This is a genomic window from Vibrio sp. FF266 (assembly GCF_041439695.1).
In the GTDB taxonomy this organism is placed as follows: Bacteria; Pseudomonadota; Gammaproteobacteria; order Enterobacterales; family Vibrionaceae; genus Vibrio; species Vibrio tasmaniensis_A.
This window is the reverse complement of the sequence record NZ_JBGOOO010000044.1, coordinates 1-15,664: the sequence shown is the minus strand read 5'-3', so window position 1 is coordinate 15,664 and position 15,664 is coordinate 1. Positions and strand designations below refer to the sequence as shown.

Annotated in this window: 10 protein-coding genes; 3 read left to right on the top strand and 7 right to left on the bottom strand. The window is 44.8% G+C overall.

Annotated elements, in window-relative coordinates; translation table 11 throughout:
- The first annotated feature begins 15 nt into the window (after window positions 1-15).
- Genes mukF through mukB form a run of 3 tightly spaced genes read left to right on the top strand, consistent with a single transcriptional unit; the run spans window position 16 to window position 6,573 of the window.
- A complete protein-coding gene (gene mukF / locus ACED59_RS21270) occupies window positions 16-1,353 on the top strand; it encodes a chromosome partition protein MukF (protein ID WP_009846358.1) in 1,338 nt (445 codons plus the stop codon).
- Entirely contained in the window at window positions 1,334-2,140 is an 807-nt protein-coding gene (gene mukE / locus ACED59_RS21265; RefSeq protein WP_017097715.1) for a chromosome partition protein MukE, read from the top strand. Before mukF ends, mukE begins: the two co-directional genes overlap by 20 nt.
- Window positions 2,137-6,573: a chromosome partition protein MukB gene (gene mukB / locus ACED59_RS21260; protein ID WP_029223168.1), complete on the top strand. Its 4,437-nt coding sequence runs from the start codon at window positions 2,137-2,139 to the stop codon at window positions 6,571-6,573. Before mukE ends, mukB begins: the two co-directional genes overlap by 4 nt.
- 305 nt (window positions 6,574-6,878) lie before the next feature.
- On the opposite strand, the gene ACED59_RS21255 is transcribed toward mukB, so the two are convergent.
- From ACED59_RS21255 to ACED59_RS21225, 7 genes are all read right to left on the bottom strand, one after another.
- Window positions 6,879-8,771, bottom strand: a complete 1,893-nt coding sequence (locus ACED59_RS21255) for a methyl-accepting chemotaxis protein (RefSeq protein ID WP_017097716.1) — start codon at window positions 8,769-8,771, stop codon at window positions 6,879-6,881.
- 364 nt (window positions 8,772-9,135) lie between these two features.
- Window positions 9,136-10,095, bottom strand: a complete 960-nt coding sequence (locus tag ACED59_RS21250) for an alpha-L-glutamate ligase-like protein (protein WP_012603623.1) — start codon at window positions 10,093-10,095, stop codon at window positions 9,136-9,138.
- 3 nt (window positions 10,096-10,098) lie between these two features.
- Window positions 10,099-11,604 (bottom strand): inactive transglutaminase family protein, encoded by a 1,506-nt coding sequence (locus ACED59_RS21245; protein ID WP_009846363.1) that lies wholly within the window; start codon window positions 11,602-11,604, stop codon window positions 10,099-10,101.
- Between the two features lie 17 nt (window positions 11,605-11,621).
- On the bottom strand, window positions 11,622-12,362 hold the full coding sequence (locus ACED59_RS21240) for an ATP-dependent zinc protease (protein WP_009846364.1): 741 nt from the start codon (window positions 12,360-12,362) through the stop codon (window positions 11,622-11,624).
- 265 nt (window positions 12,363-12,627) lie between these two features.
- Entirely contained in the window at window positions 12,628-13,599 is a 972-nt protein-coding gene (gene cmoB, locus ACED59_RS21235) for a tRNA 5-methoxyuridine(34)/uridine 5-oxyacetic acid(34) synthase CmoB (RefSeq protein WP_371704924.1), read from the bottom strand.
- A 182-nt stretch (window positions 13,600-13,781) separates the two neighbouring features.
- Window positions 13,782-14,510: a carboxy-S-adenosyl-L-methionine synthase CmoA gene (cmoA, locus tag ACED59_RS21230; protein WP_017097717.1), complete on the bottom strand. Its 729-nt coding sequence runs from the start codon at window positions 14,508-14,510 to the stop codon at window positions 13,782-13,784.
- A gap of 139 nt (window positions 14,511-14,649) precedes the next feature.
- Complete coding sequence (locus tag ACED59_RS21225; protein ID WP_017097718.1) at window positions 14,650-15,555, bottom strand: DUF72 domain-containing protein; 906 nt, start codon at window positions 15,553-15,555, stop codon at window positions 14,650-14,652.
- Window positions 15,556-15,664: the final 109 nt, after the last annotated feature.

Below are 15,664 nucleotides of genomic sequence, written 5' to 3'. Positions count from 1 at the left end.
GTAACAGGAACCACAATGAGTGAAATGACTCAAACTGCCGAAGAGCAGCCAATTGATGAGTTGGTGGGCTGGGTCAAGCAGCATGATTTTTCATTAAACTTGCCACCAGAGCGCTTAGCATTTTTGATTGCTATCGCCGTATTAAGCAATGAAAGGTTCGATGAAGAGTTGGGCGAGGGTGAACTGCACGATGCATTCACTATTGTCACTCGACTGTTTGAAGATACTGGCGAAGCGTCTGCGTTTCGTGCCAACAACGCTATCAATGAGTTGGTTAAACAGAAGTTGATCAGCCGCTTTACCAGCGAAATCACAGATGGTGCAAGCATTTATCGCTTATCGCCATTGGCGATTGGTATCTCAGATTATTACTTACGTCACCGCCAGTTTTCTAAATTAAAACTGTCTATCCAGCTTTCTATGGTTGCCGATGAGATGGCAAAAGCCATTGAAGCCGCCCAGAAAGGTGGAACTCCGGGACATTGGAGAAGGAATGTGTACGGCGTGCTCAAGTATTCTGTTGGCGAAATTTTTGATCAGATCGATCTCAACCAGCGGGTTATGGATGAACAGCAACAAACCGTCAAGCAGCAAATTGCGGATCTGTTAAATAAAGATTGGCGAGAAGCAATCAACAACTGTGAGTCTTTGCTATCAGAAACCTCAGCCACGCTAAAAGAGTTGCAAGACACCTTGCAAGCGGCGGGTGATGAACTGCAAACCCAGATTCTTGATATTCAAGAAATTGTTTATGGTGACGATGAGCTCGAGTTCGTTGGCGAAACCCTATTTGGTTTGCAAATGAAGCTAGACCGAATCACCAGTTGGGGCCAACAAGCGATTGATTTGTGGATCGGCTACGATCGCCACGTGCATAAATTTATCCGTACCGCGATCGATATGGATAAAAACCGTGCCTTTAGCCAACGCTTGCGTCAGTCAGTCACTGACTACTTTGATGCGCCTTGGTTATTGACCTACGCAGACGCAGAAAAACTCACGGATCTTCGCGATGAAGCACTTGTGCTCCGTGATGACGAAGTGATGGGGCAAGCCCCAATCGACGTAGAATACGAAGAATTTGAGCAAGTGAACGATCTACTTTCAGAACGAATCGCAGATATGTTGAAAGCTCACAAACAGCAAGGTGCGCCAATTGATCTGGGCCTTGTGCTGCGTGATTACCTCGCCGCGCACCCTCGCACACACCATTTTGATTTAGCCAGAATTGTTGTCGACCAAGCCGTTCGCTTAGGTTACTCAGAGTCTGACTATCAGGCTATTCAGCCAGATTGGCAGGCAATCAACGATTTCGGTGCAAAGGTACAAGCAAATGTCATTAACAAGTACTGATGATTACATGCCAGAGAAACTGGTAAAAGCGATAGCGAACCCATTGTTTCCTGCGCTAGATAGCATGTTGCGTTCAGGCAAGCATGTTTCAACAGAAGACCTCGATAACCATGCGTTGCTTTCTGATTTTGAAGTTGAGCTTCAGCATTTTTATCAACGCTACAATACGGAACTGGTAAAAGCGCCTGAAGGTTTCTTCTATCTGCGCCCGCGTTCTACGTCTTTAATTGGTCGTAGTGTGTTGTCTGAGCTCGACATGCTGGTTGGCAAAGTATTGTGTTTCTTATACCTAAGCCCAGAGCGTTTGGCTCATGAAGGCATCTTCACCAATCAAGAGTTGTTTGATGAACTGATGTCGTTAGCGGATGAGAAAAAACTCATGAAGCTAGCAACCAACCGTGCGTCTGGTTCTGACTTAGACAAAGAAAAGCTGTTTGAAAAAGTACGTACTTCTTTACGCCGTTTACGTCGTATCGGCATGCTGATCGTGATTGGTGAAACAGGTAAATTCCGTATCAGCGAAGCGGTGTTCCGTTTTGGTGCAGATGTTCGTGTTGGCGATGATATGAAAGAAGCGCAATTACGACTTATTCGTGATGGTGAAGCTGTTGTTCATACTCAAGAACCTAACCAAGGTAGCTTGTTGAATGAAGAGCAAACGGAAGCCGTATCAGAAGTTGAACTAAACGTGGACGAAAACGGTCAACAAGACATTTTTAACGATCAAGCCGGCTTTGACCTTGAGTCAAACGATGGCGAACAAACAAAAGTAGAAGGTGAAGCATGATTGAAAGAGGTAAGTATCAATCATTAACCATGATCAACTGGAACGGTTTCTTTGCGCGTACTTTTGATATTGATGGATTGGTTACAACGCTTTCTGGCGGTAACGGTGCGGGTAAGTCGACCACAATGGCGGCATTCATCACTGCACTGATCCCTGACCAAAGCCTTCTGCATTTCCGTAATACAACGGAAGCGGGCAGTTCACAATCATCACGCGACAAAGGTCTTTACGGTAAGCTTCAACCTGGCGCATGTTACGCCGCGCTAGATGTTGTGAACTCTCGTAATCAACGCCTATTGTTTGCAGTAAAACTGCAGCAAGTTGCGGGTCGTGATAAGAAGGTCGACATCAAACCGTTTGTAATCCAAGGCCTTCCAAGCCATGTGAAGCCAACGGATGTATTGATCCAGAACGTTTCAGACAGCCACGCTCGTGTGTGTCAACTGAACGACGTGAAAGCAGCGGTAGCGCAATATGAAGGGGCGCACTTTAAAGCCTTTTCTTCGATTGTTGATTACCACTCACAGATGTTTGAATACGGTGTGGTACCGAAGAAACTGCGTAACAGCAGCGACCGTTCTAAGTTCTACCGTCTGATTGAAGCATCGCTTTACGGTGGTATTTCTAGTGCGATTACGCGTTCTCTGCGTGATTACCTTCTACCGCAAAATGGTGGCGTGAAGAAAGCATTCCAAGACATGGAATCAGCACTACGCGAAAACCGCATGACGCTAGAAGCGATCAAAACGACTCAGTCGGATCGTGACTTGTTCAAGCACTTGATCACTGAATCTACGAACTACGTGGCAGCAGATTACATGCGCCATGCCAACGATCGTCGCAACAAGCTTGATCAAACGATGAAGTTCCGTGGTGAACTGTTTGGTTCTCGCGAAACCTTGCTTGATCAAAACAACTTGTTGAACCGCGTTCAAGAAGAGCTTGAGCTGTTGGTCGATCAAGAATCGGCACTAGAGCAAGATTATCAAGCGGCTTCGGATCATCTTCAATTGGTTCAAACTGCACTTCGTCAGCAAGAGAAAATTGCTCGCTACAGTGAAGATCTAGAAGAGCTTAATGAGCGTCTAGAAGAACAGATGATGGTAGCTGAAGAAGCTCAAGAACGAGTACTTCTTGCTGAAGAACAGGCAACCATTACTGAAGAAGAAGTGGATAGCCTGAAAACTCAGCTTGCTGACTACCAACAAGCGTTGGATGTTCAGCAGACTCGTGCGCTTCAATACCAACAAGCGGTTCAAGCATTAGAGAAAACTAAGCAGCTACTTGATGATGAGTCTATTACGGCAGAAAGCGCATTAACTCTGGTTTCTGAGCTAAAAGCACAAGAAGAATCAAGCACTCAAACGTTACTGTCGACTAAGCATAAACTAGACATGTCTTCTGCTGCGTCTGCGCAGTTCGACAAAGCGCTCGCTCTTGTTAAAAGCATCGTTGGTGACGTTGAGCGTAAAGAAGCGTCTAACAGTGCTAAGCAAGCGTTAGAAAAAGGCCGTAACGCAAAACACGTTGTTGAAAACGAACAACAGTGGCGTGCTCAGCACCGCGACATGGCTCGTGATGTGGCGCAGCAGCGTCAAGCAAAAGAGCTTGCGACTGAATACCAAAAGCAACACAACATCTCACTGACTGACGAAGCGGTTTTCGATGAAGAACGTGAACGCCATGCAATGCAGATCGATTCTCTTGAGTACGCTCAAGAAGAGCTGCGTGAAGCGAAGAGTGAGCAACGTCGTGTGCAACAAAACCACGACCAAGAGATTCAAAAACTTGAGTCTATTGCTCCAACGTGGATCACGGCGAACGACGCACTTGAAGCCCTAAGAGATCAAACAGAAGCTGAGCTAGAAGATAGCCAAGCAGTAATGACTCAAATGCAGCAAGTGCTTGAAGACGAAAAATCTCAAGCGGTAGCGAAAGATCAATTGGCGACGCGCCGTTCTGAACTTGAACAAGAGATAGAGCGTTTAGCTTCTCCGGGTGGCTCTAACGATCCTCGCCTGAAAGGTCTGGCGGATACGCTTGGTGGCGTGCTGCTTTCTGAGATCTACGATGACATCACGATTGGCGATGCACCGTACTTCAGTGCGATGTACGGCCCGGCTCGTCACGCAATTGTGGTTTCGGACCTTGATGGCATTAAAGAGAAGCTGGTGGATCTTGATGATTGTCCAGAAGATCTTTACATCCTAGAAGGCGATGTAGATGCGTTTGATGACAGCTCGTTCAATGCCGATGAGCTTGAAGGTGCGGTGTGTGTTCAGCTGAACGATCGCCAAATGCGTTACTCGCGCTTCCCTGAGATTCCATTGTTTGGCCGTGCGGCTCGTGAGCAACGCCTAGAGAAATTGCGTGAAGAGCGTGACGTTGTGGTAGAAAACCATGCCAAAGCTGCGTTTGACTCTCAGAAACTGAATCGCCTATACCAAGCATTTAACAGCTTTGTTGCTAAGCATCTGCACGTTGCGTTTAACGCAGATCCAGAACAAGCACTGGCTGCTATTCGTGATAAGCGTAATCAAATTGTTCGTTCTCTGGCTGAGCTTGACTCTAAAGAGCAACAACAACGCAGTCAGCTTCTACAAAGCAAGCAAGCACTTGGTGCACTGGACAAATTGGCACCAATGGTTCGTATTCTTGAAGACGAAACATTAGCTGAGCGTCTCGCTGAATTAGAAGCACAACTAGAGCGTCTAAGCGAAGCTAAGTCTTACTTGAACACTCATGGCAAAGCACTTACTTCATTAGAGCAAATCGTTTCTGCACTCGATGCTGACCCAGAGCAATTCGAAGCTTTGGAAGCCGAGTATCGTCAGGCGGACAGCGCGTTACAAACTCTAAAAGGTAAAGTGTTTGCTCTTTCTGACTTAATCGAACGTCGTCACTACTTTGCTTACGCAGATTCTGTTGACCTGCTTAACAAGAGCAGCGAACTGAGCGAACAACTGAAAGCGAAGTTGGTTCAAGCAGAACAAGCACGAGCTAAAGGCCGCGATGGCTTGAAGCAAGCTCGCGAACAGATGAACCAGTACAACCAAGTATTGGCAGCACTGAAGAGCTCGCACCAAGCGAAGCAAGAGACGGTTCAAGAGTTCAAGCAAGAGCTACAAGAGTTCGGTGTTAACGCTGATGAAGGTGCTGAAGAGCGCGCGGTTCGTCGTCGTGACGAGCTTCAAGAGCGTTTGCATACTTCTCGTAGCCGTAAGAGTGAATACGAACGCACGATTACCTCAACTGAACTTGAGATGAAAGCGCTGGCTAAGCGTCTTAAGAAAGTTCAGAAAGAGTACACAGAGCTTCGTACCTTCGTTGTTGCAGCAAAATCCGGCTGGTGTTCAGTACTGCGTTTAGCTCGTGAGAATGACGTTGAACGTCGTCTGCACAAACGTGAACTGGCTTATTTAACGGCGGGCGAACTTCGCTCTATGTCGGATAAATCACTGGGTGCGCTACGTCTGGCTGTAGCTGACAATGACGACCTGCGTGATTCGCTGCGTCTCTCTGAAGACAACGCACATCCAGAGCGTAAGGTTCTGTTTTACATTGCGGTTTACCAACACCTTCGAGAGCGCATTCGCCAAGACATCATTCATACGGATGATCCGGTTGAAGCAATCGAAGAGATGGAAGTAGAGCTAGCTCGACTAACAGAAGAACTGACGCAGCGTGAAAACCGCTTAGCGATCAGCTCTGAGTCGGTAGCAAGTATCATAAAGAAAACGATTCAGCGCGAGCAGAACCGTATTCGTATGCTCAACCAAGGTCTGTCTAACATTTACTTTGGTCAGGTTAAGGGCGTGCGTCTGAACGTTAAGATCCGTGAAAGCCACGAGATCTTGCTATCAGGGCTAGCGACTCAACAAGATCAACACAAAGACTTGTTTGAATCAACGCGCTTTACCTTCTCTGAAGCGATGGCGAAGTTGTTCCAACGTGTCAATCCACATATCGATATGGGTCAACGTTCTCCGCAAGTTCTTGGTGAAGAGTTACTGGATTACCGTAACTACCTAGAGCTGAGTGTTGAAGTTAACCGTGGTTCAGACGGTTGGTTACAAGCGGAATCGGGTGCATTGTCTACGGGTGAGGCGATCGGTACTGGTCAATCAATCCTATTGATGGTTATTCAGAGCTGGGAAGAAGAGTCACGTCGACTTCGTAGTAAAGACATCGTTCCATGTCGTTTGTTGTTCCTTGATGAAGCCGCTCGTCTGGATTCTAAGTCGATCTCTACGCTGTTTGAACTGTGTGACCGTTTAGGTATGCAACTTCTGATTGCTGCGCCAGAGAACATTAGCCCAGAGAAAGGTACAACCTACAAACTGGTACGTAAGGTCTTCAAAGACCACGAACACGTACACGTTGTTGGTCTGCGTGGTTTTGCTAAAAACAAACCGGTATCTCCTGTTCAATAGCTTATCGAAACCCCTTAGAAGCGTAATCTATCTACCGTAAATTAATGGCCTCGAAGTATACACTTCGGGGCTTTTTTTGTTTGGCAGCTTCACGGGTCTCGTATTCTTTTGGTGAGGGTGGTATTCCTGAGCTATTTATAATGACTGACTGTGATTGGCATGACTCAGCCTGAACTTATTACCATATAAAAAACCGCCTTCTCAGAAGAGAAGGCGGTTTTAATTACGTTATCTTTTTTTAAGCCGAAGATTTTGATACTTAGGCTTTAACGTATAGGTTGTCGGTACGTTTAGCTTATCTAAGATTAGATCTTAAACATCTTTATCGTTTGATGCAGTTCGTCCGAAACATTATTAACATTTTGCGCTGTTTGAACATTTTGCTGGACGTCATCGACAGTCGCTCGCGCCAAATCATTTACATTCACTACATTTTCGTTGATTTCAACGGCTACTTGCGATTGTTCTTCCGCTGCCGCTGCAATCTGGTTGTTCATGTCTTGAATTGTCCCAATCTCATGCTGAATAGTATTCAGCATTTGACTCGCTTGATCTGACTTTTCACGAGTTACTTTAGCTGTTTCCGCATTTTCAACCATAAGCTCAACAGATTGTTTTGCTTGAGTTTGAAGTGATGAAATCATGGTTTGTATTTCGTTCGTGCTTTCTTGTGTCTTGTTAGCGAGGTTACGCACCTCGTCAGCCACGACGGCGAAGCCGCGACCTTGCTCACCCGCTCGAGCTGCTTCAATTGCTGCGTTTAATGCCAGCAAGTTTGTTTGCTCAGCAATACCTCGGATAACATCAAGTATGCTACCTACATTTTGAGTTTCTTTTTCAACACCAAGAATCGAATCTTGAACCTGCTCAATATTCGTTACAAGTAAGCTGATTTGCTGGTTCATGTCACCCACAGTCTCAAGACCTGACTGAGATGAAAGGCTTGCCTCATTGGATGATGATGATGCCTGCATCGCATTTTGAGCCACTTCCGCAACAGTCGCGGTCATCTGATTCATCGCGGTTGCAACTTGCTCTAGCTGCATCATTTGCTCTTCTGATGAGGTACTTAACTGATTTGAAGAGGTCTCAAGAGATGAAGATTGTGATGAGAGAGAGTTTGAAGACTGCTCAATATTGCCAATAATGCCTTGGAGGTTACCTGCCATTTCAAGAGTTGAACGGTAGATCCCCGTTTCATCGCCATTTAATTTAGGGATGTTGGTCAGGTCTCCTGCCGAGATTCGACTAACAAGAGCTTCGATGTATTGTGGCTCTCCGCCAATAGGACGATACATTAATCGGGTGACTAATAAGAATGTTATTCCGGTTGCCATAACCGCGAAAATTAGACCAACTACAGTATTTATTTTCACCATCGCATTTGAAGGCGCTTCAATGTCGTCCCAACTTGCCCAAGCCCAGGTATTCCAACCTAATGACTCAATTTGAGACGAAACGACATAAAAGTCGCCTTTATCTGGAACATTGTAAGAGTGCTCACTGGTCATCTTACTACCGTGTTCACGGTATGATGGTCGAAGATCGTAGATATTTTTACCAATAAAATCTTCATAGCTAGCGGCAACAAGGAAACCATCTTGGCGAGAGACAAATAAGTTTGGCTCTTCAGATAGCTCGTTTATATAGTCTGTAATATCACTCATTTTAAGACTAAGGCCAATCACTGCTTTCGTTTCGCCCCTGGCTTTAAATGGAATAACAACTGACATAGTTAAATGCCCTGTTGTTGCTAGGTAAGGGTTAGTTACTGATCGTTTTGCACCTGAAAACCCAAGGTTGAACCATTCGCGTTGTTTTTGCTTAGCATTAAAATTAGGAATGATACCTTGATTTTTAACGTCGTAAGTTTTGCCATCAGGAAGACCGATGTAAATATTAAGAACACCAAGAGATTCTTTACTGTTCGTCATCATTTTCAACAGCATCGGGTTGATCATGATGTTACCGGATCTATCAGTATGGATACTGGTTGAAATGCTTTCCAAAGCGCCGAAATACGCTTCCATTTTCCCTTCGACAGCTTTGGCTACAAGAAACGATTTCGTAGACAAGTTATGACGGTAGTCATCCGTGGTGGCAGACTTAAATTCGAAATATCCTATCGTAGATATAACTAAAATCGTTAAACAGATTAGGCCGCTAATTGTTAGCATAATCTTATTTTTGACGGTCATCAGAGCATATCCTTAACAGTTGTTGCTTATTTTATTGACTAAATTATCTGTATGCTAACATAGGGTTACAATTTATTTGTTGGTCGTTTTGTAAGGGAACGTCGTTACAAACAAGCAGTGTGAATACTTATGCGTGGGATTTACAGTGAATAGGGTATCTACACAAATTTGATGGGTTTTAATTGATTTTGATGGTGCGTATTTTTCTACTTCCTAGGCGGAATTAGCACAAATAAGTACCTTTTAATCTATTTTTGGTGTGAATGTGTTGCTGAAGTAAGCGTATAGAAAGGATTGGGATGCAAGGGGAGATAACCCCAAACACCCCAAATTTTGGCCTAAAATTTAAGTGACAAAATTTTGACTAGTTGTGACCGAACTGTTTTGCAGCGTAAGCAACACGCTCCGCAGGTTTTGGATATTCAGCAGGCGTGCCAAGGTTTTCAATATGATGCAGTCTAGGAAGTAGCCCCGCGCCGTTCGCGATTTGGATAGCTAAACCAGGTCGAGCATTAAGTTCTAGTACCATAGGGCCTTCTTCTTGGTCTAATACCATGTCAGTACCCATATAGCCTAAGCCCGTCATTTCCCAAGCACTTGATGCTAGAGTTAACAGCTTTTCCCAGTGAGGAACTTGTAATAACGCGAGTTCTTTACCCGTATCTGGATGGTGTGTAACAGGCTGATCGAACTGAACCGCTCGAACCGCTTTACCTGTCGCAATGTCTATACCCACACCAACAGCACCTTGGTGCAAGTTAGCCTTACCATCTGAATCTGAAGTGGACAGACGCATCATCGCCATCACAGGGTAGCCTTTGAATACGATGATTCGTACGTCTGGCACACCTTCGTAGCTGAAGCCTTCAAAACACTCATCAAACTTGATGAGGTTTTCAACTACGGCCACATCGTTCTTGCCACCCAGCGAGAAAAGGCCCGCGAGCGCGTTACTGATATGGCGCTCTACATCTTCTTCATTGATAGTAGAACCCGATGGTTTGGTGTAAACCCCATCTTTATGAGAGATCACAACAAGGATGCCTTTACCACCACTGCCTTGAGCGGGCTTGATTACAAAGCCCGGCCACTCTTTAACCATCTTGTGGATTGTTTTTACTTCAGCTTGGTGACTAATAACGCCAATAAGCTTTGGCACGGTGGCGCCAGCCTGTTCAGCAATGATTTTAGTCTTAAGCTTGTCATCAACGAGTGGGTACTTGGAACGATCATTGTAGCGGCCAATATAACTATGGTTACGCTTGTTCATTCCCATTATGCCTTTGTCTTTCAACTTAAACGGTGAAGTAAATTGATCAAACATAACTTAGTCCTCCGCTAGCGGTTTAAAGCGACGAAGCTCGGTTAGACGGTAGCCTGTGTAGTTACCTAGTAACAAGATGGTCGCTAGAATAACAAGCTGTAAACCAATAAAGTTAAACGTTAAGTGCTGAATGAACGGGTTAGTCATACCTAAGTAAACAAGCACCGCGGTAAATAGAGAGCCGCCACCTTGAAGTACAACTTCTTTCGCGCCTTCTTCTTCCCAAAGGATAGACATACGTTCGATAGTCCAAGACAAGATAATCATTGGGAAGAACGTAATTGATAGGCCTTCTGTAAGTCCGATTTTAAACGCGACTACAGTAAATATCGAAATAATCATAATTACTGTAATAATTACAGCGGATATCCTGGCCACGAGCAATAGGTTGAGTTTGGATAAGTAACTTCGTATTACAAGACCGGTACCGACAATCAGTAGGAAGCCAACAATACCGGTAACCAACTGTGTTTGAACGAATGCCACAGCAATCAGAACGGGCATGAACGTACCAGAAGTCTTAAGACCTATGATGACACGTAGGAACACAACAATCAGAGCACCGATAGGAATCAGCATGATGGTTTTAAACATCGCTTGCTCTTCTAGCGGTAGACTATGAATGGAAAGGTTTAACAGTTGATCCGCTGATACTTTACTGTTGGTTGCTTCAGTTGGAGTAACTTCCTGAGCAATCATAGAGAAGTGAACTTTACTGTTCTGACCGCCAACCACGTCTAATAGAGATACATTTGATTCATCCCAAATTAACAGGTTTGGTTGAACTTGCTGCTCGCTAGATTCAGGAGAGAATAGAACCCACTGGTTATTATCCCAAATTTGGTTCATGTGTTGGATTGATTGGCGACGACGTCCGTCTTCCAGTTCAATAACACCGACGACTTTGTTGTGGATTTTAGCGGCAGAAAGTAGCTTGTGTGTCGCTTCCACTTTGGTCATGTTATTCAGAATCAGCGCTGAGTTTTGGCTGTCTGGATCGTTAAGCGTTTTGATTAACTCACGAGTAAAGGTGATGTTGTCTGCTGAGCGCTTGGTTGCTCTGTCAATCAAAGCAAGGGCCGCGGCTTCTTCAGGACCATCAAAGCTTGGTTGAGCCACATCACCTTCTGGAGGTGTTGAGGTAACGTTCGCTTGGCTATCGACTAAGAACTGTGTCTTGTAGTAGATAGTCTGCGGACCATCTGCGTGACGAATTGACCACTCAGCACGGCGACCTGAATCTGTATTCAAGTATGAAATGCCGTAGCCTGGTGATGAAGCTGACTCGCCGATAAGTGTAAAGTTAGACTGTGTGTGAGGTGCGGCTAGTGAAACTTTTGCTTCTTTGCCCACTGCATTGAATTCGATACGAGCTTCAATGTCCCAAACCTGATTAGTTTCGCCTGGAGTCCAGGGTACACCGTAGGTTGTATGTCTGAACATACTCAGAGTTATACCTGCCACGATGAGCAGGAATATAGAAATATAAAATGGAATTCTTGACGTCATAGCTTACCCTACTATTGTTATTTAACTTCCGTTTGTACGTACTTTTTACTTACATCTACTAGCGCTATGTCTTTGATAAATTCGCGCCCTAGTAATACAGGGTGACTCATTTGAGAGCGATCCGCCAATGTAAATTGCGCTTTTTCATGGATTTTTCCGACTTTTACCCATAATTCGATCACAGCTCGACGTTCTGTTTGATCATTCGTCGATTGACGGATTTTCACATAACGTACAACGGGCGCTTCGATCCATTTTTGGTCTTCTTTTGCTTGTGCTTTATCTGCCAAATGGAACTTAACCCAATCTTTACCGTTGCGTTCGAATTCTTTGATGTCGACGGCATTTAAAGAAGAGGTGGTTGCGCCAGTATCAACACGAGCATCGAAGCTTTGTTTGATAGAGTCGATCGATACTTTTTCAATACCGCCTAGAATAGTCGGCTGTGATGTAGGAGCGGTAGGTGCAGCTGCAACGGCAACAGGCTCGGCTTCTTTTAGCTCTTCAATGACCCTGTGTTCCATACTGGTCAGGTGAACATCTAATTGACTAGAAAGAGTGGTAATTTCGTCTTCCAAGCTTTCAATATAATCACTTTGATTACTTAGCTGCAGTTCAAGATTTTGAACCTTGTTTGCGATGTTTGTCTCTGAGCGGGAAATAGCGTCGAGAGTTTCTTGATGGTAGGTAGCACCGCTCGTGAGGGTGCAACCAGAGAGCAAACCAACCGCCACGATAGGCGATAATCGCTTAAACATATAAAAACCTTTGGAAATTAGAGAATAGTTCAGACTATTTAGAAGTTTATCCCACAAAAAAGGATGCGTGAAGCATCCTATTGTAAGAGTCTGGTCATATTGAATCGCAATGTGAGCGCTACGAAAATTATTGTCACTTAAGGGCGCTCACTTATTAAACATGAGCGCAACTTTTGTACAATTAGTTCTCTTTTTTATCAAAATTCCCACATATAAATAACGGTGGCTGTATGACGACAGAGCTTATGGTTTTGTGTAACAGAGCTTAAGGTTTTGTCGCTACTAGAATCGCACGCCTTGGTGCTGGGTGACCTTCTACGGTTTTACTTGGATCATTAGGGTCTAAGTAATCCGGTAGAGAGTTGTGTGTCATCCACTCCGTTGTGCGTTGTTCGCCAATCGTTGTAACATTTTCATCAACGATACGCACGTCTTCAAAGCCTACCTGTTCAAGCCAGCGTTTCAGTGCGCGTGCAGATGGGAAGAAGTAAACGTTTCTCATTTGCGCGTAGCGATCTACAGGCACAAGAACAGCGTTTTCGTCACCTTCAATCACTAACGTTTCAAGTACCAGTTCGCCACCAGATACCAATTGGTCTTTTAGTTGAATCAAATGATCAAGTGGTGAACGGCGGTGGTAAAGCACGCCCATGCTGAATACAGTGTCGTAAGCTTCCAGTTTTGGCAGTTGCTCAATACCTAGAGGTAATAGGTGAGCACGTTGGTCGTCGCCCATCAATTTACGAATGGCTTCAAACTGAACCAAGAATAAGTGAGAAGGGTCGATACCCACCGTTAAGCGAGCACCTTCACCTAGCATGCGCCACATGTGGTAGCCGTTGCCACAACCTACATCGAGAACCGAACGGTTTTTCAATGGAGAGATATGTGGAAGCACACGATCCCATTTCCAGTCACTGCGCCATTCTGTATCGATGTGAATGTCGTGAACTGTGTAAGGGCCTTTTCTCCAAGGGTGGAAAGTCTTCAGTAAGCTTTCTAACTTTTTAAGTTCACCCGTGTGGAACGGTGTAGAGCTGCCAATCGTCACTGAGTTTTTCAGATCAACTTGATCAGGTACACCTTGCGGGATTTTATTCAGTCCACGTAACCAACGGTCGAAGTCGCCGTGTTCTGCATTTTGCCAATCCGTCAGCTGTTGAGGAAGAACATTAAGCCACGGCTGAAGGCGAGTGTCTTGGGCAATGAGTTGATAAAAATTGGCAAAATTAAACATAGTTTTTCACTGAGTTAATAGGGTCAATAAACCCTAAGATAGAAATTAAATTTGTCATTCCCTACAGTGAGGGACGAACATGATAGGGAGTCTCGGTTTATCGTACTTGATAGAGATCCCCAACTCGCTCGTTCCTCGCTCTTGAGGATGACGTTTTAGTACGAGCTGACTGGGTATGTGCGCTATTTAATCGCGAACATTGAACCGAAGTTGAAGCATTGGAACCACACTTCGCTACTTGAGAAGCCAATCTTTTCAAAACGTTGCTTGTGAACTGTAATCGAGTCAGGACGCATCACGTTTTCAATTGCGCTACGTTTCTGGCTGACTTCAAGCTCGCTGTATCCGTTTGCACGCTTGAAGTCATGGTGCAGGTCGATAAGCAGTTCATTTGAACTTTCGTCTTCGAATACGTACTTTTCAGAAAGGATTAAGATTCCGCCCGGGCGTAAGCCTGCATGAATTTTTTCAAGCAGAGCGTATCGGTCGTCAGGAGACAGAAATTGCAGTGTAAAGTTAAGCACCACAACAGAGGCGTCTTTGATTTCCACTTCACGGATGTCGGCTTCAATCACTTCTACCGGTGTGTCACTGCGGTAGGCGTTTACATGCAGCTTACAGCGTTCAACCATGGCTTCTGAATTATCGATAGCGAAAATCGTGCAGCCTTCTTGCTGAATGTGACGACGCATAGAAAGTGTCGCAGCACCAAGCGAGCAGCCAAGATCGAAAATATTTGAATGTGGCTTTACAAAGCGTTCAGCCAGCATGCCGATTGCAGAGATGATATTGCTATAACCAGGCACCGAGCGTTGAATCATATCCGGAAATACTTCAGCAACCCTTGCATCAAAGGTGAAGTCTCCAATTTTATCAATAGGAGCGGAAAAGATATTGTCTGTGTTGCTCATGGCATTTTCTCTCGACAGTCAGCGTAATTGGCACAAAATTCATACCAAATAAAAGGGGACGTATTTTACGTAAAAAAATGGCTTGTGTCACGAAAACTGAGATTGATGAAAGTGAACGTGTGTTAGTAGTTGTTTACTATCAAAACATCGAGATTTGATGGTCGCCTTTTTGAGCAGGAAACTCCGCCAAATTAGGCAAGGTTATCTTTGTGTGTTCAGCAACTTGCGTCTGTAATTGCTTATAGATAGCAATCGCCAACTCAGGGGCGTGATTATTGTCTGGGGTGTGGATCATTAAATAAGGTTGTTTTCCTTCGTTTAACCAAGTCGGTAATTTCGCGAACCAAGGTTTAAAGAAAGCCAGATTGGGTTCCTGATCTGGATGACCAATAAAGCGAACCATCGGATTGTTTGCCGTCGCAATGGCATGAACCGGAACACGTGGTTTCTTTTGATGCGCGTCGATCACCGCTTCTGTGGTTGGTGGTGCGGAGAAAACAGGACGGCTATCCATAATGATGCGATTGATCCCTTCTTCTATCAACCAATGATTGAAACGTTTTTCGGCATCGCCTTTATCAAAGAAACCAAGGTGACGAACTTCAACGCCGAGCTGCATGTCTTTTGGAAACAAGGTACAAAATTTTTGCAGGGCAGGAAGCATGCTGGGTTCGAAGCTATGGGGCAATTGAATCGTCCACTGACCAATGCGCCTATGTAGGGGCGACATGGTGAGCAGAAATTCTTTGAGTTCGGCTTGGCAATGTTTTAAGTGCTGCTGGTGGGTGATGAACTTAGGCAGCTTAAAAGTAAACTTGAAATCATCGTGACTCGCGGCTTTCCAGTTATTGACCGTTGAGACACTGGGTGTCGCATAGAAAGTCGTGTTGCCTTCAACGGTATGAAAAACTTGGGTGTATTTTTCTAAGCGCTCAGCGGGTTTTGTTCCTTTGCCATAAAACTGACTTTGCCACTCAGAATGAGACCACATTGTTAACCCAAGTCTTAGAGGTAAAGTTTCTGTTGTTATTACACGAGCATCCATCTATTACACCGTTATTTATCACGCCATCAGTCATTACAAAAAAGTTTTTGGGTTGAAATTAGGGCGTGTTGATCTTTCGAGCTGGTTTTTGCAGCGAGTTGCTGGGTAT

What these genes read in the sequence shown, in the direction of transcription:
- mukF (WP_009846358.1), top strand. Translation starts at nt 16, where the DNA reads ATGAGTGAAATGACTCAAACTGCCGAAGAGCAGCCAATTGATGAGTTG.
- mukE (WP_017097715.1), top strand. Translation starts at nt 1,334, where the DNA reads ATGTCATTAACAAGTACTGATGATTACATGCCAGAGAAACTGGTAAAA.
- mukB (WP_029223168.1), top strand. Translation starts at nt 2,137, where the DNA reads ATGATTGAAAGAGGTAAGTATCAATCATTAACCATGATCAACTGGAAC.
- ACED59_RS21255 (WP_017097716.1), bottom strand. Translation starts at nt 8,771, where the DNA reads ATGACCGTCAAAAATAAGATTATGCTAACAATTAGCGGCCTAATCTGT.
- ACED59_RS21250 (WP_012603623.1), bottom strand. Translation starts at nt 10,095, where the DNA reads ATGTTTGATCAATTTACTTCACCGTTTAAGTTGAAAGACAAAGGCATA.
- ACED59_RS21245 (WP_009846363.1), bottom strand. Translation starts at nt 11,604, where the DNA reads ATGACGTCAAGAATTCCATTTTATATTTCTATATTCCTGCTCATCGTG.
- ACED59_RS21240 (WP_009846364.1), bottom strand. Translation starts at nt 12,362, where the DNA reads ATGTTTAAGCGATTATCGCCTATCGTGGCGGTTGGTTTGCTCTCTGGT.
- cmoB (WP_371704924.1), bottom strand. Translation starts at nt 13,599, where the DNA reads ATGTTTAATTTTGCCAATTTTTATCAACTCATTGCCCAAGACACTCGC.
- cmoA (WP_017097717.1), bottom strand. Translation starts at nt 14,510, where the DNA reads ATGAGCAACACAGACAATATCTTTTCCGCTCCTATTGATAAAATTGGA.
- ACED59_RS21225 (WP_017097718.1), bottom strand. Translation starts at nt 15,555, where the DNA reads ATGGATGCTCGTGTAATAACAACAGAAACTTTACCTCTAAGACTTGGG.